Raw genomic sequence first — 24812 nt, 5'->3', positions numbered from 1 at the left:
CTAATTGAGTGATTTTACCTTTTTTTTGCTTTTACAGTGTTAAGTAGTTTGTGTGAGTTCACTATACCACTCTTTGACACTTTTATCACTAAGCTGTGCAAGCAGTTTCGCTTTAGGTTTTGGGGGTAGGTCCAAACTTAAGACTTCGGTAAAACTAAGACTTTTTTCTATACTTTTTTGGGCTTTGATGATCACTACCCATTCACCGCGTATGTTCAACTCTTTGAATTCTTCATTGAGTGATTTAGCTGTACCTCGATAGTATCTTTGATATTTTTTACTGATCTCTTTTGCCAGAAAAAGTTCTCTATCCTCATCGAGTATCACGATCTCATTTAAAAGTTTTTCCAGACGGTGAGGGGCTTCATACAATACGGTGTTGTAGCCATTGCTCATCGCTTCACTCAGTGCGGTACTTCTCTCTTTGCCTTTGTGCGGTAAAAATGCATAAAAAAGAAATTTTCCCTCTTCAAAACCGCTTGCTGCATACGCTGTGGTCACTGCAGATGCCCCAGGAAGCACATCGTAGGGTATGTTGTTTTCTTGTGCATAAGCAACAAGGATCTGTCCGGGATCAGAGATGATCGGCATACCCGCATCACTGACATATACTACTTCTTTGTCCCCTAAAATGCTGCCAAACTCCTCAAGTCTCTCTTCTCCATTATGTTCATTAAAAGAGTAGAACGATGCATCAGGATACATCATATCAAACCGCTCTTCGAGCAGACGCAAAAGTCGTTTGGTCTGACGTGTATCTTCACATAAAAAGAGTTCAGCTTTTTCAAAAAGCTTCATCGCTCTGATCGTAATATCTTGGGGGTTTCCAATGGGGGTGGGAATAAATGTTAACATAGTAAATACTTTAATGTATGAAGCGTATAAGTGAGTGCTTAAAGAGAAAGCAAACTTAGCATGACTGCAAGCATAGAGAACATACTCTCTATGCTATCAAGATTAACTTAATTTATATTTGTTCTTGAACTTCTCTACTCTACCAGCAGCATCAAGAATTTTTTCAGAACCTGTAAAGAATGGGTGACATTCGTTACAAATATCAATACTTAACGCTTCTTTATTTGTTTTTGTTTGAAATGTGTTACCACAAGCACATGTAACTTTACACTCAACATAATCTGGGTGAATTTCTTTTCTCATTTTCTAACCTTTTAGTTTATTTTGTGTGTCAGGCAACTAACCTGCTCTAGCCGATGACTCTTCCTTTTTCAGAAAAAAGGGGCATTGCAACGCTCTCAGGCGAGACAATATAGGGCGAAATTATACCCAAATAGTTTTAAAAAATTATAAAACGCCTCTCTGCCCATCAGGAGCATACAAGCCTCTACCAATCCTCATCATCATCTGCAAAAGCAGCAGCGGCTTCTCTTTCATACGCTTCATCTTTCTCCTGCTGCAACTGTGCATCGGTCAATACCGCTTCATGCAGGAATTCACCAAAGAAGGTTTGAGGCTCTGAATTCGCTATGAAAAGATAGGTTCCCGCAACAAGTCCGATCATCGTTAAAGCAGTGATCACTTTTTGAACAGGGTTGAACATCTGTATCGGCTCTTTTGCTCGTACTTCACACACACCTCCGGGACAATGTACCGGATCTAGTTTGGTAAAAATTTTATAGAATTTACACCCTACACAGATCGAAAAAGCACTCTCCAAAAATGTAAAAAGAAGACAAAGTACACAGATCAATACTTTGTAAAAAGAGATGTCCCAGTGTATCACAAACCACCATACCATAGGAAGGGCGATAAACCATCCCATCGTCCATGCAAAACGTTTTTGTAATGCACTCACATATTCCGGTTTTTGATTTTGTACAAAAAATTTTCCCACAAGCAAAGAGGGAGAGTAGCTCGGGTTTATGACCCTGACGGTAAAATCAAGAAATAAAAATGCCAGATAGACCCTTGCCACTATTGTGTGGTTAAAACCAATACCGACAAAAATAACGATCATTCCCAACATACCGAGTATACCTGCACCAGCCCGTGCCTCTCGTTCATTGATCACGCCAACATCATATCCTGGGACTTTTTCGCCATATTCCCATAAAAAATTTGGTAACTTCAAACCATTTCCTTTGTTGTCATATCGTCTCATCTACTCATAGGATCGAAACCCAGATGAGCGAATCTAAAAAATAGAATGATGAGTATATCCAAGAAGTATTAATCAAAACATAATATGCCAAAATGTTTCAACATGATACAAGCCAAGTGCTAAAAATCTACAACAGCACTTTCGCCGCAACTGCACATGCCGCACTCTCACTTTTTAATACAAGCGGGGTGTCAAAACCTACAATATCACTCTTTTTGAACAGTGCGACTTCCTCTTCATGAAAGCCCCCTTCACACCCAATGACTATCGTATCGATACCTTCATTTGAAACACAATGATTCTCTGAAAAGTTCAACATCTTGCTATGAGGATTTTTCTCTAAAAACGTCTCCAGGTCATCCGCCATTTCCAACTGCATCAATTCGGATCTTCCTGACTGCTGAGAAGAGTTGAAAAGTATTTTTTCCAGTCGTTTAAAATCGACTTTAAAACTTTTTTGAGAACGTTTACAGTAGATAAAAGTGATCTTTTCTACACCCATTTCATTCAACGACGGAAGCACTTTTTCTATATTTTTAGGGTCGATCACACACCAGCCTATATGCAGTGATACTTTTGCTTTGATCTCAAGTGTTTGACTCTCTTGCAGTTCAAGTATCACGGAACGTTTATCCATGTAAGTGATCAGATAACGATGCAGTAGTCCATCTTCAAGGTTACGAAGATACAAGGTATCCTCTACTTTATGTCTTCGTACTTTAAAAATGTAACGATGCTCGTCTCCAAGCAGGGTAAGCTGAGGCTGACCTGCCTCTTTCTGATAAAGATATAACATGTTTACAGTGCTATCACACCTTTGGCTTTAAGGACCATCAGTACGATCATCACAACCACCAGTAGGATCTGCACGAAAGATATTTTCAAAAATGCACCTTTGAGCAACTTGTGCGCCTCAGCATTGTCTAGATTGGCTATTTTGATCAGCTTATACTTCTTGATCTCTATATACATCAATACCGCCCAGACCACGACCATGATGATCGTCGTTACCGACCAACCCAGATCACCTGTAAACACAGCCACGATACCAGCAAATGCTATCATGGTAGCCAGTGCCTGAAAGATCATCGTATAGATAAAACTTGCTTTTCTGAATCCCAATGGATTGTTTGCTGTCATCATCGGAATCAATAATCCTCCAACCAAAAAGCCCAAAAAGACTTTCACTAAAATACTATGTGCGGCTAACATCTCTTCAACCATATGAATTTCCTGTAATTTTTATTTGTTTAAAAGTGGATTATACCCTATTTAGTTATAATCAACCTAACTTAATTCTAAAGGTTCAATATGCCGGTTTCCATCACCCAAGCACTTGATATTATTGATAAAAATACCCCTGTGGTAAACTCTGAGGTCATACCTATAGAGATGGCATTAGGACGTGTGATGAGTGAAGACTCCATCGCTACATTTGATCTCCCGCGTTTTGACAACTCTGCCATGGATGGCTATGCCGTGAAATGTGCCGATGCGAACAGTACTGTGGAGTGTACAGATGTGATCTATGCCGGTGATGACCCCCAAATGACACTTCAGCCTACAAAGGCCATCAAGATCATGACGGGTGCACCGATCCCAGATGGTTGTGAAGCTATCATCCCCATAGAGAATACCACGGTCATTGGCACACAGGTCACCCTACCAGAAGAGATCAAAAAAGATGGTCATATCAGACGTGCGGGTGAAGATATTAAGAGTGGTTCTGTCTACTTACATAAGGGAGAGAAGGTCACGGCATACAGCATCGCATTGCTTGCCAGCCAGGGAGTGACCCATCTGCGTGTAACACGCAAGATCAAAGTGGCGGTATTTGGTACAGGAGATGAACTACGTCCACACTACGAAAAAATAGCTCCACACCAACTCTACAACTCAAATACGCCTATGTTCCTGGCACGTGCCAAAGAACTGGGATGCGAAGTAGAATACATAGGAAGTTCTGGTGACACGTTAGAGTCTTTGACCTCTGCTATCAAGTCTGCATTGAACGCGGATATCATTATCACATCCGGCGGTATCAGTATGGGGGACAGAGACTTTACCAAAGAAGCTTTTACAAACCTGGGTATGACACTGCACTTTGACAAAGTAGATATCAAACCGGGGAAACCAACTGCGTTTGGGACCATAGGAGAGACTGTTGTGATCAATCTGCCCGGGAACCCACTTGCATCGATGGTAAATTATGAGATGTTCGTACGTGCTGCCATACGTAAAATGTCAGGTATGAAGGCCCATTATCACCATACGATATCCACACAAATGAGAGAAGACTTCACACTAAGGGCAGGTAAACATACCGTACGTCTAGGTATCTTTGACGGAGAGACATTTATGCCGTTCACAAAACAGCTTCCAGGAATGATCTCCCCCTTGGAACAAGCCAATGCCATGCTTATTACCACACCGGAGATCTCGGTGCTTGAAAAAGGCAGAATGGTGAAGATACTACCGATCAATTGGGAATTGACCGCTTCACAAAAGGAAGACTTTTTTACCTTTTAATGGCAAAGAGGGACTTACCCTCTATAAGCTATTTGATTTGTGAAAGATACTCCGCTACTGCTTCGATCTCTTCATCAGACATCGTTGCTACTTGACCCTTCATAAGTGAACCCATACCCGCTACATTTTTGGTACCGGCTTTATACTCTTTGAGAGAAGTGATCAGTGCCTCTTTGTCTTGACCGGCTATGATCGCTGATTTACCCAGGGCTTTGGTCTTACCGTTTGCACCATGACACCCTGTACATTTTGCATAGGCTGCCGGGGCTTCAGGTGTTGCAGATGCTGTCATCGCTGCTGCTTTTTCCTCCACGACTGCCGCTGCTTCAGCTACTTTGGATGCCGCTGTTTCTTTTGCCACTTCTGCCTTTTCTGCTGCTATATCCGCCATCTCTTTTACTTCGACTTTTGCTGCTTCCGCCACCTCAGTTATTTTGCTCTTCGCCGATTCTACAGCATTGATAGTATCTTTTTTCACTGCTTCTGCTACTTTGGTCGTATTCACTTCCGCTGCCACTTTTTGAGTCTCTTCTCCACATGCTGTAAACAACACTGCTGCTGCTACAAGAGAAAGTAATGTACTATTCTTCATATTTCTTTCCTTCTTTCTTTCGTTCAGCTACTATTATAACCAAAAAAAAGGATCTACACTTTTTTTGGATTTTTAATGTGAATATGATTCAGCAGTTTTTCCCAAAGTGCACTGTCGCTCCATTCCTTTTGTACTTGAGGAGAGAATACGATATCTTCAAGCTTGATCGTTCCCATCAGTTCACTATGGGCATCTTCTTTGAACCCTTGTGCATATCCCGTGTCGGTCTCATGTACGATGATACTGTGAAGTTTTACTTCCCTCTCTCCATTTTGCATATCTGTACATGCCAAAACACGTTCCACCATCAGGTAGATCACACGGGAAAACTGTTCGGCTGAAGGGGAAACAGGCAGTTCCACCCATCTGTTACTATAGGTTTTCATCGCTTCTACATACTTTGTATCATCTTTGGACCAAAGTGTGATCGCATGATCAAACGAGTCTATCAGCTCTTTGATAACCCGTTTGGTCAGTCCAAAATCATACACCATTTGTCCGGCATCAAGATAGTTTGACTCTAAAAGTACTTCAATTTTATAAGAGTGCCCATGGATATTTTCGCTGCAGCGCTGTGTGGTACAATCTCGTACAATGTGCGCATTTTCAAATTTAAAAAGTTTTCTGATCAACATCTTTCTTCCTCAAATAGGAGTATATTAATCTGATTTTAACCAAGCTAGCTAAAATTTAGGTTATACACCCTGTGTGGTATCAAAAACACGTATATGCAATCTGTCACTGTACCTAAAATTATGTCTCATACAGAATTCAAACACTGCTTTGTCATTTTTCCAAATCGTATTCCTGCTTTCACCCACAGGCATACAATAGACCGGAAGCTCAGGCAGTATCTGCCGGATGGATGCTATCTCATCCTCTGCGGACGTCTTGACCAGCTCCGCATCGATGGTGAATTTCAAAAAAGACTCTTTGGCATGATCTCGTATGGATCGAAGTGCCTGAGGGATAATACGCTTCTCTTCAGGTTCACCTGAATTGGCCAACTTTAAAGAGAGTGCAAAGATGCAGGAGCTGTAGGCAGGATACTTTTCAAAATCTATTTCGATCGTACCATTGGTTTCAAAAGTGACCTCTATCCCTTCCGAAACTAACCACTCAATGACTGCATAAAACACTTTATCACTATGATACATTAAGGGCTCACCGCCTGTAATGACCACATGCGGTTTATAGCCTATATGGGTGAATTCATTTTGAAGTTTGTCGATCAGTGTTTTGCTCTCATCTACTTTTATCCAGGATTTGGCATAGGCACTGTCTACAGCAAAATAGGTATCGCAGCCATAACGTACTTCACCGTTGACTTCATAACTGGCACCAAAACCGGGACAGTTCAAATTACATCCGCCTGTACGTAAAAAGTACGAAGGCACCCCGGCGTATTTACCTTCACCCTGGATCGAGAAAAACTGTTCAGTAAGGTAAAACATCAGCCACCAGTTTCATAAAAGGCACGTGAGGAGATCTCTTTCTCTTCATTAGGGTTCTCCTCACTCCAACGGTTCTCTTTGGGTTTGTCTTTGAGTACCTGGGCCAAGACATTTGCTGCACCGTGGATATCACCCTTTTTCACTGATTCTGCAATGCTCATCGCTTCATCAAAATAGAGACAGGGAATGAGATTCCCTTCAGCAGTCAAACGTATACGGTTGCAGCTTTCACAGAAATCATGCTTATGCGGGTCTATCAATCCAAACTCTGTACCATCTTCAAGCGCATAATTAAACGATGGACTGGCTCCTTCCCGTCCTAAAGCATGGATCGTATGCCTCTCTTTGACCTTCTCAAGTATCTCTCTACCATGCATACCCTTGAGTGCCTGATCCGCATGTCTGTTTTCCATATACTCTATGAAACGTACTTTGATGTTACGTGCTTTACAGTACTCCAGGATATCAAGGATCTCACCATCATTGATACCTTTAAGAGGTACCATATTGATCTTCACTTTAAGTCCCACTTCTAAAGCTTTCTCGATACCTTTAAGCACTTGGGGAAGTACATCTTTTCCTGCGATCTTCGCTGCCACATCCGCCTTCAGTGAATCAAGTGAAATATTCAGTCTTTTAAGGCCAGCATCCTTCAGTCTTTGTGCTGCTTCAGGAAGAAGATACGCATTGGTTGTTAATGCCAGATCGATATCGGGCTTATAATCAGATATCATCTTGATAAATTTATCCAGGTCTTCTCTGAGTAACGGTTCCCCACCGGTCAGACGAATCTTCGTTACCCCTCCATCAATGGCAACTTTGACAAATAAAAAAAGTTCTTCAAAAGTAAGTAAGTTCTCTTTAGGTACCCATGAAAAAGGTTTTTCCGGCATACAGTACTGACATCTGAAATTACAACGTTCTGTCACTGAGATACGTAAGTAGTTGACTGTACGGCCATGTCCATCTATAAGCATATAAAATCCAATGTATAATTTTTTAAAATTTCTTCAAATTTTTTCTTAGGGTACCTAAATGTAGATAAAAAAGGGATAATGTGTATAAAAAAAGTGAGGACAAGGAAGTTCCCTGTCCTAAGTTACTAAATTAGTGTAGATCTCTCCATTGTGATTTCTTCCACAACAACGCAAGAAGTGAGAAGAGGATAAAGAAACCGATCACGATCGGCCCGATCGCTTCTCTTTTTTCTTTACTTGGATCACCCACTTCAGTCAAGTATGCTTTGACCTTCTCATAGCCTTCATGACTTAATCCCACTCTAGGCATAGAGGTACCGGCCAATTGGCTTTGTGGATTTTCTATAAATGTCTCCATGAAGTGTTCGCTTCTTGCTCTGATGATCATGGAAAGATCAGGAGGAAGTTTACCCATATAGGCTTTCACTGCGTCCTGTTCATCTATCACTTTTATCTTATAGGCAAGTGCCTCTTTTTCATGTTTAAATACAGGTGTTTCACCCAATTGTGTCAGTTTCCCGTAACGCACGGCATGACATCTCATACATGCTTCCATATAAGCTTCTTTAGGGGTTACTTCACCTGCTTTGTTCTCAAGTATATAAGCTACCACATCTGCAATCTGCTGATCATCAGTCATCATAGACTTGATCGAACCCATAGGGTGCATCATCGTATCTGCATACTTATGATCCACGTTCGATGCCATAGCAGGATCTTTGATAAGTGCGATGAGATAATCTTTATCATAAATTGCACCTGCATGATCAAGATTTGGCGGTATTACACCACCCATGTTCATGTTTGCACCATTGTGACATCCCATACATAAACCAAAACCAGCTTCACCTGCTGCAGCATTTCCTTCAAGTTTAGCCACTTTTGCTACATCAGCCCAGAATGCTTCTTTTGCCGCCAGTTTAGAGGCATCACCTGCACGTTCTGCTTCAACGATGTCAGCTGTACCATCATAGATAAATCCATGACTCTCTGTTTTTATCTCATTTCCTTGGGCATCTACTTTCTTGTGCATTTCATGGTGTGCATAAGGCTCTACCAGATAATAGGTCAATAACGAAAAGAAGACAACAACGGCTAATATTTTCAACTCTCTCATGTTATGCTCCTTTCTCTATTTTTTTCTCAAACATGGTAATAACCACCAGGATCGGTCCAAGTGCCAGGAACGTCCATGCAGAGATCTTACCTAAAAGAGCAAATGTAGGATCTGTCGGTGGCAATTTTCCCAAAGCAGTCAATGCGATCATATCGATCAATAATACCCAGAACCACACTTGGAAAAGTCCTCTTTTATGTGCCGGAGCCACATTTGGACTTCTATCGATAAATGGTAAGAAGAACAAGGCTGCCTGTGCAATACCAAACGCGATCAAACCGGCATCTTTTCCAAATGGACGCAGGATCTCATAAGACCACAAGAAGTACCACTCAGGATAAATGTGTGCCGGTGTCTTCAATCCGTCTGCCGGATCAAAATTCACCGGGTCCATCGCGAAGTTAAAGTTATAGAACACCAAATAAAAGAAGAGTATAAAATAGACACCCATTACAAAGACATCTTTACTCAAGAATACCGGAGAGAATGGAATAACTTTAGACTCTTTTTTCTTACCGGCTTTCCAGAGGTCAGCTGCTTCTTTAAAGTCGATCTCTGCACCTTCCTGATTGTTGACATGCGGAATTCTAAGCGTACCAAAATGCAGTACGATAAGCCCTATGATCACCAATGGAAGCAACAATACATGCAACATAAAAAATCTTGTTAAGAATGCATCACCCGGGACATAATCACCACGTATCCACTCAACCAAACCATAGGCTTCAAGTGAACCGCCTGAGAAGAGGTTTGTAATAACCATACCGGCCCAGTAACTCATCTGTCCCCAAGGTAGCATATATCCTGAGAAAGCTTCTGCTGAGAATGCAACAAAGAGTCCCATACCCGAAAGCCAGATCAATTCTCTACCTTTTTTGTAGGAACCATAATAGATACCTGTGAACATATGAATGTAGATGATAAGGAATACGATCGACGCACCCACACCGTGAATATGTCTCCATAACCAACCATATCCTACTTCACTCATGATCGTATAGTTCACAGAATCAAATGCCAGATTTGTATCTGGTTTATAATACATCAGTAAGAAGATACCTGAAATCACGAGCATACCGAATGTTGCTGCCAGGACCATACCCATAGCCCAAAGAAAGTTTATGTCTTTTGGGATCCAGTATTCTGTATTAAGTACTCTTTTGAGTGTATTGATCGCTAAACGCTGATCCAACCACTCATTCAGACTGTTTGCTTTTTCAAAATGTGCCATAACTCCCCTCCCCTTATACTGTTAGACCGGCATCTAACATTTTCTGATATTCTGGACCTGTCTCACCCAGCACAAGCTTTGTGCCCTCTATTTTAAATGGAGGAATTTCAAGTGGACTTGGAGGAGGACCGAAAATTTGGTGTCCACTTGCATCAAACTCTCCACCATGACAAGCACACTTGAATTTATGCTGGTCTTTCTCATAGGCAGGAATACATCCTAAGTGTGTACAAAGACCTATAGAAACATGATATCTATCTGTACCGATCACAATATCTCTGTCATCTGCTTTCATATCTGCTGATTTTTTCAAAATAAAGATCGGCTTTCCTCTCCATTTTTCAACATTCAGTACATTTTCTTGCGCCATACTTAGATCGATCGTAGTAAATCCAGCTGCCTTGACACTCGGCAATGGGTCCCATGTGCGTTTTGCAGCATAAAGTGCACCTACACCCCCTACAGCAGCACATGCACCCAGTGCCATACCCATAAAGTCTCGACGACCTTTTTCGTTTTCTTTCATCTTTGATCCTCCATCAATTAAAACTATGTTTATATTGTATTGTACTTATGGTTAAATAAGAAGTGTAAAAGAAACATAAATTAAAAATATTATAGATTTAATTTATGTTTATAATAATAAATTATTTTAATACTTTTATTATAATTAAAGTATATACATTTCTCTCGTTTCACTTACCCAAAGGTGGACTTATAGATAAAATGAGAATGGAATGGAAATCTATTTCGATGTTTGTATTTTGAATTGGAACAGGTTACACCTACAAAGAGGTGAAACCAGAAAAATGAGTTTGGAGTTGAGTGACAATGGTATAATATCCGTTTATTCGCTTACCGGTGCATCATTTTTTTTTGTTTTTCTGCGCCATTTTGATATGCACATGTATAATTTCCAAAGCCGCAGGGGTCACACCTGATATCTGTGACGCAGCGAACAGTGTAGGTGGCGTAGCAAGTTCAAGTTTTTCTACGATCTCATTGCTTAATCCTGCGATATTTCTATAGGCAAAACCTTCTGGAATTTTAATCTTAAGCATATCATCCATTTGCAGGATCTGCTGCTGCTGTTTTTCTATATAACGGCTGTATTTTGCTTCGATCAAAATCTGTTCTATCACCTCATCATCATACTTGTCAAATTCCGGTAGAAGCGTAATTAATTTTTCTCTGTTGAATTCACCACGCCCTATGACATCCATCATATAGGTTTTGTCATTGATCTTCATCGCCCCTATAGACTCGAGTTTGGCTAAGAACTCTTTGGTAGGCGTGGCATGATGGACTCTCAAGTAATCCAATGCCTCTTCAATATCGGCTTTTTTCTTTTCAAAGCGTTTGATATACGCATCATCCAAAAGACCCAGCTCTTTTCCGTAATGGGAAAGTCTCATATCTGCATTGTCTTCCCGTAAAAGAAGTCTGTACTCTGCACGACTGGTGAACATACGGTATGGTTCTTTGGTCCCCTTGGTCACCAGGTCATCTATCAGTACCCCGATATAGGCTTCATCACGTCTAAGAATAAAAGGTTCTTTCCCTTGTATGCTCAATGCAGCATTGATCCCTGCCATCAGCCCCTGTGCTGCTGCTTCTTCATACCCTGTCGTACCATTGATCTGACCTGCGGTATAGAGTCCTTTGATCTTCTTTGTCTCAAGCGTATGTTTTAGTTCTGTCGGCTGTATATAATCATACTCTATAGCATAACCGTAGCGGACGATCTTCGCATTTTCCATCCCTGCCACCGAGCGTACCATCTCAAGCTGTACATCCGTCGGTAAAGAGGTACTCATACCGTTGATATAATACTCGGTTTCATCGATCGTCTGAGGCTCTACAAAGATCTGGTGTCTAGGTCTGTCCCTGAATCGATTGATCTTATCTTCGATGCTTGGACAGTAGCGCGGTCCCACCCCTTCTATCTGTCCTGAGAACATCGGTGCTCTATAGAAATTACTCTCAATGATCTCATGGGTATCTTCATTGGTGTAGGTCACATAACATGGCAGTTGCTTGGGATTAAATGTCTTTTTATCCGTTCTGAAGGAAAAAGGCGGCGGTGGGGTGTCTCCCGGTTGTATCTCCATACCCGATGTGTCCACGGTCTTCGCATCGATACGCGCACAGGTTCCTGTTTTAAGACGTCCGATATTCAACCCCAGTCCACGCAGATACTCTGCCAGCTCTACAGAGGCAAATTCACCCTGTCGTCCTGCTGTTTGTGTTTTTTCACCTATATGGATAAGCCCGTTAAGGAATGTACCTGCCGTGATGATGACCTTGGATGCCCTGTAAGTATTGTCCAACTGTGTCGTGACACCTTTGACCTCACCCTCTTCTATGATCAGACCTTCTGCGATCTCCTGTTTAACATCAAGATTCTCCGTATTGAGTACCACATTACGCATATAGATACGATACTCATCCATATCTATCTGTGCACGACTCCCTCTTACTGCCGGACCTTTGGAAGCATTGAGCGTACGGAACTGTATCCCCGTTTTATCTGTACACAGACCCATCTCACCGCCAAGTGCATCGACTTCACGGACCAGGTGACCTTTGGCCAATCCGCCTATGGCCGGGTTACAGGAAGATGCACCGATCTGTTCTGCTAATATTGTGATCATCAATGTTTTACTGCCCATACGTGCAGAAGCCAAAGAAGCCTCTATACCTGCATGTCCGCCACCGATGACTATGACATCATAATTCATAAAAAAACCTTACCTCCTGTTCACAAACCGAGGCTTGGAACAAGAAAAAATATATATTTTGCTATAATAATCGAATTATATCTAAAAAAAGAGAGTCTATGTTTACAGGTCTGATACGTGAAATCGCCACAGTAAAAAGCTACCAAAATAATATATTAACCATACAGTCTAAACATAAAGCAAAACTTGGTGACTCTATTGCCATCAACGGTGTCTGTTTGACTGTTATTAAGGTAAACAGTGACGGCTTTGATCTTGAACTGGCAGATGAAACACGTTCCATCATCGATGAAAGTAAGCTCTCCGGTGCTGTGCATATGGAACCTGCGATGATGATGCATGACCGTTTTGAAGGGCACATTGTACAGGGGCATGTCGATTGTGTCGGTACAGTTTCACAGATCACGCCTAGAGAGAATGCCACCGACTTCATTATCACTGTGGATCCAAAATACATCGCTCATATCATACCCAAAGGCTCTATCACCATAGACGGTATCTCTTTGACCGTCAATGATGTAGGTGCAGATTATTTTAGACTCACCATCATCCCACACACACTCAAAGAGACCCTGATGAAAAATTATAAAGTGGGAACCAAACTGAATATAGAGACCGATATGTTTGCCAGGTACATCGACCACATTCTGTCACACAGAAACCCGAAAAAAAGTATGAGCTGGGAAGAGATTGACAGCTTGCAGATGACATACTAGTGAATATTTACGACACTATCACACCTCAAAGCTGTGAAACCTTTACCCCGCTTCTTGAACATAAAAATATCAAAATAAACCGTATCGTCAGCTCAGATGATTTAGATGAAACGGAATATCTACAGGAAGAGGATGAATGGCTGGTCTTACTCGAAGGTGAAGCAACACTGCTTTTAAATGAGTCAGAGCAAACACTGAAAAGAGGAGATACACTCTTCATCCCCGCAAACACACCCCATCGTGTGCTGTATACACAAAATGGTACACTCTGGCTAACGGTCCATATCTTTTAGATACGCTTCATCTTTCATACTGCGTGCCTGGGGATTACGCAGTTTTTTCAGTTCCATATCGATATATTCCAATCCATCTAACATCTTCAAAGAAGCGATCGTCGAAAAACGCATCATTTCAGCCCGGTGTACAAAAATAAAAAAATCATTTTCATACAGTCCCAAACGTACAGCTGCTGCTGTTGAGTAGGTGGTAAGTAGTGCATCCTCTTTGCAAAGTACTCTTATATCGGTAAAGTGTTCTTTTGTCCAAAGCAGTGGATTGTGTGCGGGGCTGAAGGCATCTTGATAAATGATGTCTATTTTGTCTTCGATCTTTGGAATACTTTCTCTTGCATCGCCCAGCAGTATCTCTATCTTGAACTGTTCATCTTCATAGTAAAGATCAGCACTGATCGCTTTGATAATGTGTTGGATACCCTCAAACTCCGGAGGAAAATCAAAGGTATCCAAAGAGCGGACAAGTCCTTCATCAAACTCCGGAGAGAGTATGTGGACTTTTGTCTTCAAACCCTGTGTTTTGATGTAATAGAGTGTGGCAAAGGTATTATACCCCAGACCAAAACAGATATCCAAAATCCTCAGTTCGCTCTTGTTTTGGCTGAAAGTCAATGCGGGTTTTACATGTTTCTCTAAAGACTCATGGAGTGCACCGTCTTTGGTAGAGTGGTAGGGTTCGTCAAATTCAACAGAAAAGAGTGTATGGGTACCATCTTCACACAGTACCAGCTTTTTCTCTTCTCTTAACGATTTATTATACATCAAGCATATCTGCAGGTATCAGGCTGAACACTATTTGTTTGCCTCTTTGATCTGTTTTTTTGTCATTTTCAGTTTTCTATTGTCCATCACGCCTACACCTCTATCCAATACCGTGTGTGCAATCGCTTGTGCTTCATCTAATGAATGCATTTTGTATGTCCCGCACTGATACTTATTCAATTCCGGGATATCTTTTTTGCTTTCAACGCCAAGTACATCTTTCATCGACTTCTTCCACGCTTTGGCTACCTTTTTGGCTTTTGGTGATCCGAGCACTGACATGTAGAATCCTGTACGGCATCCCATAGGAGAGACATCTATGATCTCCACATCCTTACTGTTCAAATTGTCTCGCATAAAACCTGCAAACAGATGTTCTAATGTATGGATACCTTTTTCCGGCAATGCTTCCTGATTGGGTACACAAAAACGCAGGTCATAGACTGTAATATCATCTCCGCTTGGGCTACTCATCTTTTTAGCCACACGTACCGCAGGTGCGATCATCTTCGTATGGTCTACAGTAAAACTGTCTAATAATGGCATAAAATTTCCTTCAAACTATTTTTTTGATTATAGCGTTTTAATTTGTATTATAATTGAGTAATGAACTTCACAGCCTCAAGTGCACTCTTAGAGACATTATCCGTATGCTCCAGTAGTAAGGTTTCATCTGCATATCCGCATGTGACTGCCACACTATTGATCTTTGCCGCATTGGCTGCCAATATATCCATCGGTGTGTCACCTATCATCCAATAGATATTTCTTTCACTCTGCAATTTGGACAACGCTTTAAAGATAGGTTCGGGATGCGGTTTGGGATTTACCACATCCTCTCTGCCTACCAATACATCAAAATAGGTCATCAACCCCATATGTTCCAAAAGCTCTATGGAGTATTTGGCCGTTTTGGTCGTCACAACCCCAAGCCTGGCATGTTGACTTGCTAGTTCCACCGCTTCTCTTGCTTCAGGAAGCAATACGGTCTTCGCACATGAGATCTTTCTATAGTGCCTCTTATAGGCCTGCACATGTGCATCCACATAAGATGCTTCAACGCCCAATGTTGCAAACATCACATCCAAAGGATGTCCTATCTCTGCTTTAATACGTTCCTCATCCGGTACTGCTGTACCAAATGTTTTAAATGCAACATCAAAACTCTCTAGTATCGCTTCTGTTGAATCAATCAGTGTTCCGTCTAAATCAAATAGTATTATCATCTTCTCTTTCTTTATGCATTAATTTTGGTGCTGAAGCAAGTAATTTTTGTGTGTAAGGATGCTGAGGATCTTCCATCACATCTTTCACTAACCCTTGTTCGACTATTTTACCCTCTTTCATCACAGCAACCTCATCGGCTATCATAGGGATAATAGAGAGATCATGTGTGATAAACAGATACGAGACCCCTGATTCTTTTTGCAATCGGCTCAGTAAATCCAGGACCTGTGTCCGTACAGTGACATCCAGTGCTGAAGTAGGTTCATCACAAATGATCAGTTCAGGTTCTACTGCCAATGCTCTTGCGATACCTATGCGTTGACGTTGTCCTCCTGAAAACTCATGCGGATAACGATGCATGTGGGCAGCTTCCAAATCCACTTTTAAAAGAAGTGCCGCAATATACTTATCTTGTTCTCTTCTACTTTTTGGTCCCACATCCAAACTTATCATACCTTCTCTGATGATATTGGCTATGGTCATCCGGGGGTTCAGTGCAGAAAAAGGATCTTGAAACACCACTTGTATCTTACGTCTGTATGAACTTAAAGCTTTTTTATCCAACCCAACCAGATTTTGGTTCTCAAAACGCACTTCTCCCTCTGTCTCATCCAGTAGTGAGAGTATTGCTTTACCAATGGTACTTTTACCGCTTCCGGATTCTCCCACCAGTGCCAGGGTCCTTCCCTTTGCAATAGAAAATGTGACATCATCTACTGCCTTGACAACCCCTGTTGTTCTTTGGAAAAAACCTTTTTTGATGGGAAAATGTACTTTTAGCCCTTCTACCTCAATTAAGGGTTCATAACCTTTTTCTACTTTGGTGTAGGCTTTTGTAGTCCTGGCATCTGCCAACAAGCGCTGCGTATAAGCATGTTGTGGATACGTAAAAAAATCTTTACACGCTGCTTGCTCGACTATCTCTCCTTTTTTCATAACTGCAACCCTATCAGCCATTTCTGAGACGACGGCCATATCATGCGTGATGAACAAAATAGAGAGATCTCTTTGCTTACATATCTTTTTGAGTAACCCGAGTACTTGTGCCTGTATCGTAACATCCAATGCTGTTGTAGGCTCATCAGCAATAAGCAGGTCAGGTTCACAGGCCAGTGCTATGGCTATCATCACTCTTTGTTTTTGTCCACCAGAGAGTTGATGCGGATACCAGTGGTAACGTTCTTCAGGATCTTTCAATGCCACTTCCCTAAATAGGGAGAGTACCTTCTCTTTGATCTGCTCTTTTTTGAGCCCCAAATGCACCTTGAGTACTTCTGCAACTTGCGAACCTACTGTCATAACCGGGTTCAAGGCGGACATAGGTTCCTGAAAGATCATCGCTATTGATTTACCTCGTACTTTTTGCATCTGTGCTTCTGGCAGGGTAAACAATGCACTATCTTTTAAATAGATCTCTCCTGAACGCACAGCTATGACCTCAGGCAGCAGTCGCATGATAGCCAATGAGGTTAAAGACTTACCGGATCCGGACTCGCCCACTAAAGCAAAGATCTCTCCATGTTGAATCTCAAAACTGATACGATCCAACAAGATGTCACTCCCCACACTCAACGACAGATCTTTAATGGTTAAGATACTGCTCATACTTTATTCCTAGGGTCCAGTACCGTTTGAATACGGTCAGAAAATAGATTGGCGGCCAAAACCAAAATAAACATGAATACAAATGCCGAAAAGAGTGACCACCATACCATGGGTTCTCTTGCCATCTCCAGTCGCGCCTGATTGATCATGTTTCCCCATGAGTGCATCGTTGGATCGACCCCTACACCCACATATGACAGTACCGCTTCAGCCAGTACCAGGCCAGAGAAGTCCAACACCACAGAGATAAGAATAATATGCATGAGATTAGGCACTATATGACGACGGATAATCGTAAGCTTGCTCACGCCAAATGCTTTGGCTGCGGTGACAAACTCCATTTGAGAGATTTTAAGTGTCTCAGCCCTAAGCAGTCTACATAAACCTGTCCATGAAGTAATTCCAAGGATCAAAATAAGAAAGAGCAAACGTAGATCAGAACGTTCAAGAGTAGTTTCAAACCATGTGGGATGATTCTCCATCATCACCTGCATAGAGAGTACCCCCGCTGCGATCAGCAGTACACCCGGGATCGAAGAGAGTGTAGTATAAAGATACTGGATCACATCATCTACCCAGCCGCCAAACAACCCTGCACTTACACCTAGGATCACCGCTACAGGTAACATGATAAGTGTGGTAAGTATCCCTATGAGAACGCCGGTACGAATGCTTTTGAAACTTTGATAAAGCACATCGTTGCCTACTTTATCTGTACCCAATACATGATAAGAGTAGCTAAGCATATAAAGCCAGGTAAATGCCATCACCAATACGATGAATGTCACATAAGCCGTACGCCACGGCAAATCACTCTCTCCTTGCCACATCTCTTTCCATGCAAGCATAAATCTTGATCGCTCTCTCCACCAGAGATGCAACACGACCAGTGACAGACTCACTATCAACCCCACACCCAATGCGAACAAAGACTCTTGTACAACGTTATCTTTTGTGGAAACATGCTTTAACGGCAGGTGCACCTGTTTGGTCATACCATTTTCATCTACCATGATGGAACTTGCATACTCTTCCGTTGCAAAAGGTGCAGAGTAGGTACGCTCTGTGTTTTGAATGTTATGTTCAAAGAGTAGATCCAGAAGGGAGACCATCTCAGAACCATACACGACCTCCTGATTTTTTTGTCCTTCAAGAGGCAGTGACAAACGCAAATGTACAGAGTCAAGCAACGTAAACAATAGATAGAACAAAAGTACCGTTGAAGAGGCCATCGCGATACTAGATCTAAAGATCGCATGCCACTGTGCTTTAATTTGAGGAGAACGCGAGATCACCCATGACCCCAGAAAAAGTACTATCATCAATGACCATACCAAGATGTCTGTCCAAAGTAATACCAATTTCATGAGAGCTTCACCCGCGGATCAAAAAGTGTATAGGAGATGTCTGTCAAGATCAATCCCAGGATATAAAGGACCGAACCTAAAAAGACCATCGCTTTAACGATAGCAAAATCTTGCGAATTGATCGCATCGATCGTGTATGAACCAAGTCCGGGAATACCAAAAAAGGATTCCATAATAAGACTTCCCATAAAGAGTGAAGGAATGATCACCACCACCCCTGTCAAAATAGGAAGCATACCGTTACGAAGCACATGCCCGAACAATACTTTGATTTCAGAGAGTCCTTTGGCCCTTGCGGTTCGCACATAATCCTGGTTGATCTGCTCTAAAAAGATACTCCTGTACCAACGTACACCTGACCCTATACCCGAAAACACCCCTATCATCACAGGCAAGAGAATGAACTTTATGCCATCCCATCCACTCTCATAGCCCGATATAGGTACCCAGTGCCATATTTTGGAAAATAGGACCTGCCCTGCAATGATATAAAAGAGACCGGAGACCGACATGATCATCACGGCAATGATCATCATACTCGTATCTAAAATGGAACCTCTAAAAAGTACCAAAAGCAATGCCAGACTGATGTTGGTGATCAATGCGATCACAAATGTAGGTAAAGCAATGGAGAGACTGGGCATCATCCGCTCTTTAATATCCGATCCTATATCACGGTTGCTGTCCGAAAAACCAAAATCAAAGGAGAAGAGTTTGAGTGACTCTTGTACAAAAAGGGTATCTGAAATCTGTGACAGACCTTCTGCTTTGGTATTGACAAAAAGAGGTTTATCATAGCCTCTCTGCTCTTTCCATGACTGTATAAGTTCAGGTGTGACCTGTTTCGCACCTAGCTGTACCCTTGCCATGTCATCGGGACTATTGACCATAAAGAACAGCATAAAGGTAATAAGGTTGACCCCTATCAGTATGGGTATCGCATAGAGTATACGTCTAATGATATAGGCTAACATCTACCCTCCTCTTGAAAGATCACCCTGTTTTGTCTGTTTCTGTAAATACGACGAAGTGAAAATGCCATGATCACTAGAAACAATACCATGATGAACAGTGGCATCACTGCAGGCTGATTCCATTTTTTTTGTTTTTCTACCCGCAAAGCAGCATCTATACGTTTATACTTCAGTGTATTGTTTGCCATGGCATTGGGAATTACATTACGGTACCATGCATGAGACAAGGCCAAAGACTTAGGATGAATACCCCACACCCAGGGTGCATCCTCTCTTGATATGTTTACCATTTGACGTATAATTTCCATTCTCTCAGGTGTATTCTTCATCGTTTTCATTTTTTCAAAGAGTGTGTCAAACACCGGGTTTTTATAATTTGAGGAGTTGATCCCCACACCATTGGTATCAATAGAGGCATTTCCCCCATAGAGCAAAAAGAGAAAGTTTTCCGGATCCGGATAATCTGCATTCCAGCCCCATGAAAAAAGTTGTGTCTTCCCTTTACGTACTTTATCTTGAAAGCGATTATAGTCAGTCGCACGTATCACAAGCTGTATCCCCAAACTATCAAACTGTTTACGATACCAGTCCATCAAAGCTCTGTCATCAGGACCCGTAGCAGTCGTATCATAGTGAAGTTTCAAAGGCTTTCCTGTTTTCTTTGAAACACCATTTGGGTATCCTGCTTCTGCCAAGAGCTGCTTGGCAAACGCCAGTGACTTGCGTACTCTCTTCCCGTCAACCCAGTCATAGACCACACTGTTTGTACCTTCTTCCCCCTCTTCATAGCCAAAAATACCGGGAGGTATCACACCTTGTGCTGCTATCCCTCTTTCATTCATGAAGATAGTGATGTACTCTTCCTGATCAATGGCAATACTAATCGCTTGTCTTAATTTTCTAGCTGACTCTGTATATCCGCCAACAATAGGATCTACCATATTAAAGGCCATATAGTAAATGGAAGGCTGCACAGATCCGATCAAAGATATACCTTTTTTCTGCATCTCTTCACTTAGCCCCATAGTCCCCGATGAAGAGATCTGTACAGCTTGGTCAAACGCTTCTGAACTGATGCCTGAAGCATCATAATACCCCTGTAAAAACTTGTTCCATAAAGGTATACTCTCTTTTTCCAGTGCATAAATGATTTCATCTATAAAGGGTAATTTCTTCCCTGAATCATTATGATCTGAACCGGGATAGATCTCATCATGAAAATTTGGGTTTTTCACCAGACGCATCTGTTTATTTGGATTGTTCTCTGCCAGATAATAGGCTCCTGTGCCCACAGGATACCAATTGAGCGTCAGATTTTTAGCCACTAAACCCTGTTGCTGGTAAAAGATATCTGCCTCCCAAGGAATAGGTGCAAAGAAATTCATCGTAAGCCAATAGAGAAACTGCGGGTATTTTCCATGTATCTCTATGACCAGTGTATAATCATCTACAACCTTTACACCTGCAATATCATACGCACGCAGATCAAGTACTTCCCTCTTTGCTTTCTTCTTTTTTGCTATCTTTGTAATGGCACTCGAATATGACTTTAACCCCACAATATAGGTTTGCATAGTGTCCAGAACGGGAGAATGGTTCTGCCTTACCCCCATACGCTTTATGGCATAGGCATAATCTGCTGCCAGTAAATGACGTGTACCCTTCTTTGGAAAATCATCCAATGTCTCTATCTTTTCAAGATCCTCTTGGCTCAATGCTGCATAAAGAAGGTCCCCTTTTTCATCTTTCGCAAATGCAGGATGGTTTTGATACATAACATCTTTTCTCAAGTCCAGACGGTATTCAGTGAATGCCACACTCTTATCATTTTCATCTACTTCTTCTCTCTCTTTGTTCAAATACCGTATTGTTGGCATTTCCATGAGTGTCAGTGGTTCAAGCGTATAAGGTCTTTGAAGATAATTATACTGTAACGGAGGTTCATAGATTTGACCGATGAATGCCCACTCATTAGCATTATAGGAGACAACCGGGTCCAATCTCTTAGGAGGGAGTGAAAAAGAGCTAAAAAGCGTATTGGAGGCACTCTTTTTCTTACTGTGAGGGTTATTCCAAACATCTGCTTGAAGCAATGATACGATCATCATCAATAAAAAGATCTTTATCCTACCCATCTGCATCTATTTTTATCTTCCTTTATCGTGAACTGCTTCTAAATTATATCAGAGGTAAAATAGTAGCATACTTTAGTCATTTTAGGCTAATTCGTACTTATGGAGACTCAGTATGATCAATAATATTGATTTATGTAGGATCTGTTTTTGGTGTATAAACTATAGGTATTCTACGCCATAAATAAGTTTTTATGATATATATCATTAATTTTATTGATTTTAATTCTCTTTTAAAAATTTATTTCCTAGAATGAGTACATACAATTTATAAAAAGGACGAAGATGGCACGATTGGTAGTAATGGGTGGTGGCGTTTCAGGACACACTGCTGCAACATTTGCAAAAAAATGGCTAGGAAAAGCGCATGAAGTGGTGGTAGTGACTCCAAATTCTCATTGGAACTGGATCCCATCGAACATTTGGGTAGGTGTAGGAGAGATGACAAAAGCAGATGTTGTTTTCCCCCTCGCACCGGTCTATAAAAAAGCAGGGATCGACTACAGACAGGCCTTGGCAGTCTCAATCCATCCAAATGGTAAAGCTGAGAGTGATGCTCCGTACATCATCATAGAATCTACACAAGAAGAAACGAAAGGCAAAACAGAAGAGTTGACCTATGATTATCTTATCAATGCCACTGGACCTAAACTGAACTTCGATGCAACACCGGGGTTAGGTAATGGTAAAGGTGGTTTGGGAGAACATACTGTTTCTGTTTGTACGGCAGACCATGCAGTACATGCAAATGAAGCATTGGAAAAAGTGTTTGAAAAAGCAAAAGCAGGGGAAAGACAAAAACTTCTGATAGGTACAGGCCATGGTACATGTACCTGTCAGGGAGCAGCCTTTGAGTATATTTTTAACATTGAACATGAAGCCAGAAAAGCGGGTATCCGTGATATGTTGGATATAAAATGGATCTCAAACGAATCATTCCTTGGTGACTTTGGGATGGGTGGTCTGCATATGAAAGTGGGAGGGTATACTGTCAGTTCCAAACTGTTTGCGGAATCACTTTATGCGGAAAGAAATGTTCCATGGATCATCGGAGCCCATGTGAACAAAATAGAAGCGGGTAAGCTCCATTATGAACTTTTGGATGGGTCCATGGGCGAGGAAGAGTTTGACTTCTCTATGCTGATCCCGCCATTTTCAGGTGTGGGGCTCAAAGCGTATGACAAAGATGGTTCAGATATCACAGATACACTCTTTGCACCGAACGGTTTTATGAAAGTCGATGCAAAATATGATGCAGGCACCTATGAGAACTGGAAAGCATCTGACTGGCCAAGAACCTACCAAAACCCGTCATTTACTAATATCTTTGCATGCGGTATAGCCTTTGCACCACCACATCTGATCTCTAAACCTATGAGTTCTCCAAACGGTACACCGATCAACCCTACACCCCCAAGAACAGGTATGCCTGCAGGTATCATTGGCAAAGCTGTTGCCCACTCTGTATGCAATATGATCAAAAATGGAGACAACGCTCATCTCCATGAAGCTTCTATGGCAGAAATGGGTGCAGCCTGTGTTGCAAGTGCCGGTAAAGGTCTTTTTGATGGTCAGGCTGCAGCCATGACAGTCTACCCTGTGGTACCGGATTTTGAAAAGTACCCGGGTACAGGCCGTGATACCGACTATACTTTTGGAGAGATCGGTCTTGCAGGTCACTGGATCAAACATATCCTACACCATATGTTCATCTACAAAGCAAAACTCAAGCCAGGTTGGACATTGATCCCGGAATAAAAAAGTCTCAACTAAACGTGAAAAATACTATAAAAAAAGGAGTTAACATGAAAGAAGAAGAAGTAAATTTTCAAAATGAACAATTTAACTTAACCATGATCCCGGGTAAATTTGCAAGAGCTATGCGAACCTGTAAAATTTGGCAATTCATTCGGTTTATTGTAATTAACATTAAAATGTTGATCGTTGTACGTAAAAGTCACTAAAATATCTTGTATCTTGGTGCATATTGGGGCGATAGATAAAAAGTAGGGAGTGTATCATATGTAGATTTTGCAAGAGAAATGCTCTTGCAAAAAGTACCAAGGAAAAACCTTGGGGAAAGTAGTCGAAATATATCTCCGAAGAGATTTTCCAAAGACAAGCTTTGAGAAAAGATCGACTATCTTTTTGAGAACTGTGGAGATCTTCTCGCTTTTTTCTTACCTGGTTTCTTTCTTTCAACGACTCTTGAGTCTCTAGTAAGAAGTCCCATTGGCTTAAGGATCGCTCTAAAAGATGGTTCAAACTCTACAAGTGCTTTAGTGATACCATGTTTAAGTGCATCTGCTTGAGCAGCATAACCACCACCAAGTGTCGTAGCTTTAATGTTCATAGACTCAAGTTGCTTTGTTGCTTCAAGTGGAAGTCTCACTTTCATCTTCAATGTTTCGTGTCCACCTAGCCATTGATCAAGTGTTTTACCGTTGATAAGCATTTCACCATTACCTGGAGTCAACCAAACTTTAGCGATCGCTGCTTTTCTTTTTCCTGTTGCGTACATAGTTGCCATGCTTACGCTCCCTTATTGATTTGCGCAGTGTGTGGGTGTTCAGCACCTGCATATACTTTAAGCTTTTTCAGCATTGCTCTACCAAGAGTCGTCTTTGGAAGCATACCTCTAACAGCAAGCTTATAAAGTTTCTCTGTATGGTTTTCTAACATATCATCAAGTTTTTTACTTTTAGTAGAACCAAAGTAACCACTGTGAGTAAAATACTCTTTCTCTTGAAGTTTAACCCCTGAGAACTTTGCTTTTTCAGCATTGATGATAACTACGTAATCACCACAATCTACATTTGGTGTAAATGATGGTTTATGTTTACCTCTAAGAATTGCCGCTACGTCAGTTAAGATACGACCAAAAGTTTTACCTTCTGCATCGATCAGAACCCAGTCACGTTGTACTTCAGAAGGTTTAAGAACTGATGTCAATTTCATGAATTTTCCTTGTTTAAA

The 24812-nt window shown here is 41.5% G+C and carries 27 protein-coding genes; 5 read left to right on the top strand and 22 right to left on the bottom strand.

Features of this window, described 5'->3' with window-relative positions:
- Window positions 1-39 precede the first annotated feature (39 nt).
- From rsmI to PF327_RS06370, 5 genes are all read right to left on the bottom strand, one after another.
- Entirely contained in the window at window positions 40-855 is an 816-nt protein-coding gene (rsmI, locus tag PF327_RS06390; protein ID WP_289401783.1) for a 16S rRNA (cytidine(1402)-2'-O)-methyltransferase, read from the bottom strand.
- Between the two features lie 102 nt (window positions 856-957).
- Window positions 958-1158, bottom strand: a complete 201-nt coding sequence (gene rpmE, locus PF327_RS06385; RefSeq protein WP_008245603.1) for a 50S ribosomal protein L31 — start codon at window positions 1156-1158, stop codon at window positions 958-960.
- 184 nt (window positions 1159-1342) lie between these two features.
- Window positions 1343-2089 carry a DUF4395 domain-containing protein gene (locus PF327_RS06380; RefSeq protein ID WP_289401782.1) on the bottom strand — a complete coding sequence of 249 codons (747 nt, stop codon included), beginning with the start codon at window positions 2087-2089 and terminating at the stop codon, window positions 1343-1345.
- A gap of 157 nt (window positions 2090-2246) precedes the next feature.
- Entirely contained in the window at window positions 2247-2915 is a 669-nt protein-coding gene (locus PF327_RS06375) for a 16S rRNA (uracil(1498)-N(3))-methyltransferase (RefSeq protein ID WP_289401781.1), read from the bottom strand.
- 2 nt (window positions 2916-2917) lie between these two features.
- On the bottom strand, window positions 2918-3343 hold the full coding sequence (locus PF327_RS06370; RefSeq protein ID WP_008245615.1) for a hypothetical protein: 426 nt from the start codon (window positions 3341-3343) through the stop codon (window positions 2918-2920).
- Between the two features lie 87 nt (window positions 3344-3430).
- Here PF327_RS06370 and PF327_RS06365 point away from each other — a divergent pair, with 87 nt between their 5' ends.
- Window positions 3431-4648 carry a molybdopterin molybdotransferase MoeA gene (locus PF327_RS06365; protein ID WP_289401780.1) on the top strand — a complete coding sequence of 406 codons (1218 nt, stop codon included), beginning with the start codon at window positions 3431-3433 and terminating at the stop codon, window positions 4646-4648.
- Window positions 4649-4676: 28 nt separating this feature from the next.
- Here the strand turns inward: PF327_RS06365 and PF327_RS06360 are convergent, their stop codons facing one another.
- The 8 genes from PF327_RS06360 to mnmG form a co-directional block, all read right to left on the bottom strand.
- Window positions 4677-5240: a c-type cytochrome gene (locus tag PF327_RS06360; protein ID WP_289401779.1), complete on the bottom strand. Its 564-nt coding sequence runs from the start codon at window positions 5238-5240 to the stop codon at window positions 4677-4679.
- A 53-nt stretch (window positions 5241-5293) separates the two neighbouring features.
- The gene (locus PF327_RS06355) at window positions 5294-5875 is read right to left on the bottom strand and encodes a 6-pyruvoyl trahydropterin synthase family protein (RefSeq protein ID WP_008245631.1); all 582 of its coding nucleotides are present in this window, start codon (window positions 5873-5875) and stop codon (window positions 5294-5296) included.
- Between the two features lie 60 nt (window positions 5876-5935).
- Window positions 5936-6694 carry a 7-carboxy-7-deazaguanine synthase QueE gene (locus tag PF327_RS06350; protein ID WP_289401778.1) on the bottom strand — a complete coding sequence of 253 codons (759 nt, stop codon included), beginning with the start codon at window positions 6692-6694 and terminating at the stop codon, window positions 5936-5938.
- Window positions 6694-7671 (bottom strand): GTP 3',8-cyclase MoaA, encoded by a 978-nt coding sequence (gene moaA, locus PF327_RS06345; protein WP_289401777.1) that lies wholly within the window; start codon window positions 7669-7671, stop codon window positions 6694-6696. The genes PF327_RS06350 and moaA overlap by 1 nt, the downstream gene beginning before the upstream one ends.
- 130 nt (window positions 7672-7801) lie before the next feature.
- Entirely contained in the window at window positions 7802-8788 is a 987-nt protein-coding gene (locus tag PF327_RS06340; RefSeq protein WP_289401776.1) for a c-type cytochrome, read from the bottom strand.
- Between the two features lies 1 nt (window position 8789).
- Window positions 8790-10019 (bottom strand): cytochrome b, encoded by a 1230-nt coding sequence (locus PF327_RS06335; protein ID WP_008245639.1) that lies wholly within the window; start codon window positions 10017-10019, stop codon window positions 8790-8792.
- A gap of 13 nt (window positions 10020-10032) precedes the next feature.
- On the bottom strand, window positions 10033-10545 hold the full coding sequence (locus tag PF327_RS06330) for a Rieske 2Fe-2S domain-containing protein (protein ID WP_008245641.1): 513 nt from the start codon (window positions 10543-10545) through the stop codon (window positions 10033-10035).
- Window positions 10546-10885: 340 nt separating this feature from the next.
- The gene (mnmG, locus tag PF327_RS06325; protein ID WP_289401775.1) at window positions 10886-12760 is read right to left on the bottom strand and encodes a tRNA uridine-5-carboxymethylaminomethyl(34) synthesis enzyme MnmG; all 1875 of its coding nucleotides are present in this window, start codon (window positions 12758-12760) and stop codon (window positions 10886-10888) included.
- A 98-nt stretch (window positions 12761-12858) separates the two neighbouring features.
- Between mnmG and ribE the strand changes: the two genes are divergently transcribed.
- Window positions 12859-13476: a riboflavin synthase gene (gene ribE, locus PF327_RS06320; RefSeq protein ID WP_289401772.1), complete on the top strand. Its 618-nt coding sequence runs from the start codon at window positions 12859-12861 to the stop codon at window positions 13474-13476.
- Window positions 13476-13769: a cupin domain-containing protein gene (locus PF327_RS06315; RefSeq protein WP_289401771.1), complete on the top strand. Its 294-nt coding sequence runs from the start codon at window positions 13476-13478 to the stop codon at window positions 13767-13769. The genes ribE and PF327_RS06315 overlap by 1 nt, the downstream gene beginning before the upstream one ends.
- Here the strand turns inward: PF327_RS06315 and PF327_RS06310 are convergent.
- The 7 genes from PF327_RS06310 to PF327_RS06280 are packed head-to-tail and all read right to left on the bottom strand — an operon-like array spanning window position 13749 to window position 21845.
- A complete protein-coding gene (locus PF327_RS06310; protein WP_289401927.1) occupies window positions 13749-14531 on the bottom strand; it encodes a tRNA (5-methylaminomethyl-2-thiouridine)(34)-methyltransferase MnmD in 783 nt (260 codons plus the stop codon). The two genes, PF327_RS06315 and PF327_RS06310, sit on opposite strands and share 21 nt — an antisense overlap.
- A 30-nt stretch (window positions 14532-14561) precedes the next feature.
- Window positions 14562-15077: an S-ribosylhomocysteine lyase gene (gene luxS / locus PF327_RS06305; RefSeq protein WP_008245649.1), complete on the bottom strand. Its 516-nt coding sequence runs from the start codon at window positions 15075-15077 to the stop codon at window positions 14562-14564.
- A 47-nt stretch (window positions 15078-15124) separates the two neighbouring features.
- Window positions 15125-15757, bottom strand: coding sequence for an HAD family hydrolase (locus tag PF327_RS06300; RefSeq protein WP_289401770.1), 633 nt, complete (start codon window positions 15755-15757; stop codon window positions 15125-15127).
- The gene (locus PF327_RS06295; RefSeq protein ID WP_289401769.1) at window positions 15741-17363 is read right to left on the bottom strand and encodes an ABC transporter ATP-binding protein; all 1623 of its coding nucleotides are present in this window, start codon (window positions 17361-17363) and stop codon (window positions 15741-15743) included. The genes PF327_RS06300 and PF327_RS06295 overlap by 17 nt, the downstream gene beginning before the upstream one ends.
- Window positions 17360-18730: an ABC transporter permease gene (locus tag PF327_RS06290; RefSeq protein WP_289401768.1), complete on the bottom strand. Its 1371-nt coding sequence runs from the start codon at window positions 18728-18730 to the stop codon at window positions 17360-17362. The genes PF327_RS06295 and PF327_RS06290 overlap by 4 nt, the downstream gene beginning before the upstream one ends.
- Window positions 18727-19704 (bottom strand): ABC transporter permease, encoded by a 978-nt coding sequence (locus tag PF327_RS06285; RefSeq protein ID WP_289401767.1) that lies wholly within the window; start codon window positions 19702-19704, stop codon window positions 18727-18729. The genes PF327_RS06290 and PF327_RS06285 overlap by 4 nt, the downstream gene beginning before the upstream one ends.
- Window positions 19698-21845 (bottom strand): ABC transporter substrate-binding protein, encoded by a 2148-nt coding sequence (locus PF327_RS06280; RefSeq protein ID WP_289401766.1) that lies wholly within the window; start codon window positions 21843-21845, stop codon window positions 19698-19700. Before PF327_RS06280 ends, PF327_RS06285 begins: the two co-directional genes overlap by 7 nt.
- Window positions 21846-22121: 276 nt before the next feature.
- On the opposite strand from PF327_RS06280, the gene PF327_RS06275 reads away from it, so the two are divergent.
- Together PF327_RS06275 and PF327_RS06270 are read left to right on the top strand one after the other, a co-directional pair.
- A complete protein-coding gene (locus PF327_RS06275; protein ID WP_289401765.1) occupies window positions 22122-23594 on the top strand; it encodes an NAD(P)/FAD-dependent oxidoreductase in 1473 nt (490 codons plus the stop codon).
- Between the two features lie 47 nt (window positions 23595-23641).
- Window positions 23642-23800 carry a hypothetical protein gene (locus tag PF327_RS06270; protein ID WP_008245664.1) on the top strand — a complete coding sequence of 53 codons (159 nt, stop codon included), beginning with the start codon at window positions 23642-23644 and terminating at the stop codon, window positions 23798-23800.
- A 176-nt stretch (window positions 23801-23976) separates the two neighbouring features.
- On the opposite strand, the gene rpsI is transcribed toward PF327_RS06270, so the two are convergent.
- Window positions 23977-24366, bottom strand: coding sequence for a 30S ribosomal protein S9 (gene rpsI, locus PF327_RS06265; RefSeq protein WP_008245665.1), 390 nt, complete (start codon window positions 24364-24366; stop codon window positions 23977-23979).
- Window positions 24367-24368: 2 nt separating this feature from the next.
- A complete protein-coding gene (gene rplM, locus PF327_RS06260; protein WP_038000538.1) occupies window positions 24369-24794 on the bottom strand; it encodes a 50S ribosomal protein L13 in 426 nt (141 codons plus the stop codon).
- Between the last annotated feature and the right edge of the window lie 18 nt (window positions 24795-24812).

The sequence above is a fragment of the Sulfurovum xiamenensis genome (assembly GCF_030347995.1).
Classification (GTDB): domain Bacteria; phylum Campylobacterota; class Campylobacteria; order Campylobacterales; family Sulfurovaceae; genus Sulfurovum; species Sulfurovum xiamenensis.
The sequence above is the reverse complement of the archived record's forward strand: the minus strand, read 5'-3'. Positions and strand labels throughout refer to the sequence as shown.

What these genes read in the sequence shown, in the direction of transcription:
- rsmI (WP_289401783.1), bottom strand. Translation starts at nt 855, where the DNA reads ATGTTAACATTTATTCCCACCCCCATTGGAAACCCCCAAGATATTACG.
- rpmE (WP_008245603.1), bottom strand. Translation starts at nt 1,158, where the DNA reads ATGAGAAAAGAAATTCACCCAGATTATGTTGAGTGTAAAGTTACATGT.
- PF327_RS06375 (WP_289401781.1), bottom strand. Translation starts at nt 2,915, where the DNA reads ATGTTATATCTTTATCAGAAAGAGGCAGGTCAGCCTCAGCTTACCCTG.
- PF327_RS06370 (WP_008245615.1), bottom strand. Translation starts at nt 3,343, where the DNA reads ATGGTTGAAGAGATGTTAGCCGCACATAGTATTTTAGTGAAAGTCTTT.
- PF327_RS06365 (WP_289401780.1), top strand. Translation starts at nt 3,431, where the DNA reads ATGCCGGTTTCCATCACCCAAGCACTTGATATTATTGATAAAAATACC.
- PF327_RS06360 (WP_289401779.1), bottom strand. Translation starts at nt 5,240, where the DNA reads ATGAAGAATAGTACATTACTTTCTCTTGTAGCAGCAGCAGTGTTGTTT.
- PF327_RS06355 (WP_008245631.1), bottom strand. Translation starts at nt 5,875, where the DNA reads ATGTTGATCAGAAAACTTTTTAAATTTGAAAATGCGCACATTGTACGA.
- PF327_RS06350 (WP_289401778.1), bottom strand. Translation starts at nt 6,694, where the DNA reads ATGTTTTACCTTACTGAACAGTTTTTCTCGATCCAGGGTGAAGGTAAA.
- moaA (WP_289401777.1), bottom strand. Translation starts at nt 7,671, where the DNA reads ATGCTTATAGATGGACATGGCCGTACAGTCAACTACTTACGTATCTCA.
- PF327_RS06340 (WP_289401776.1), bottom strand. Translation starts at nt 8,788, where the DNA reads ATGAGAGAGTTGAAAATATTAGCCGTTGTTGTCTTCTTTTCGTTATTG.
- PF327_RS06335 (WP_008245639.1), bottom strand. Translation starts at nt 10,019, where the DNA reads ATGGCACATTTTGAAAAAGCAAACAGTCTGAATGAGTGGTTGGATCAG.
- PF327_RS06330 (WP_008245641.1), bottom strand. Translation starts at nt 10,545, where the DNA reads ATGAAAGAAAACGAAAAAGGTCGTCGAGACTTTATGGGTATGGCACTG.
- mnmG (WP_289401775.1), bottom strand. Translation starts at nt 12,760, where the DNA reads ATGAATTATGATGTCATAGTCATCGGTGGCGGACATGCAGGTATAGAG.
- ribE (WP_289401772.1), top strand. Translation starts at nt 12,859, where the DNA reads ATGTTTACAGGTCTGATACGTGAAATCGCCACAGTAAAAAGCTACCAA.
- PF327_RS06310 (WP_289401927.1), bottom strand. Translation starts at nt 14,531, where the DNA reads ATGTATAATAAATCGTTAAGAGAAGAGAAAAAGCTGGTACTGTGTGAA.
- luxS (WP_008245649.1), bottom strand. Translation starts at nt 15,077, where the DNA reads ATGCCATTATTAGACAGTTTTACTGTAGACCATACGAAGATGATCGCA.
- PF327_RS06300 (WP_289401770.1), bottom strand. Translation starts at nt 15,757, where the DNA reads ATGATAATACTATTTGATTTAGACGGAACACTGATTGATTCAACAGAA.
- PF327_RS06295 (WP_289401769.1), bottom strand. Translation starts at nt 17,363, where the DNA reads ATGAGCAGTATCTTAACCATTAAAGATCTGTCGTTGAGTGTGGGGAGT.
- PF327_RS06290 (WP_289401768.1), bottom strand. Translation starts at nt 18,730, where the DNA reads ATGAAATTGGTATTACTTTGGACAGACATCTTGGTATGGTCATTGATG.
- PF327_RS06285 (WP_289401767.1), bottom strand. Translation starts at nt 19,704, where the DNA reads ATGTTAGCCTATATCATTAGACGTATACTCTATGCGATACCCATACTG.
- PF327_RS06280 (WP_289401766.1), bottom strand. Translation starts at nt 21,845, where the DNA reads ATGCAGATGGGTAGGATAAAGATCTTTTTATTGATGATGATCGTATCA.
- PF327_RS06275 (WP_289401765.1), top strand. Translation starts at nt 22,122, where the DNA reads ATGGCACGATTGGTAGTAATGGGTGGTGGCGTTTCAGGACACACTGCT.
- PF327_RS06270 (WP_008245664.1), top strand. Translation starts at nt 23,642, where the DNA reads ATGAAAGAAGAAGAAGTAAATTTTCAAAATGAACAATTTAACTTAACC.
- rpsI (WP_008245665.1), bottom strand. Translation starts at nt 24,366, where the DNA reads ATGGCAACTATGTACGCAACAGGAAAAAGAAAAGCAGCGATCGCTAAA.
- rplM (WP_038000538.1), bottom strand. Translation starts at nt 24,794, where the DNA reads ATGAAATTGACATCAGTTCTTAAACCTTCTGAAGTACAACGTGACTGG.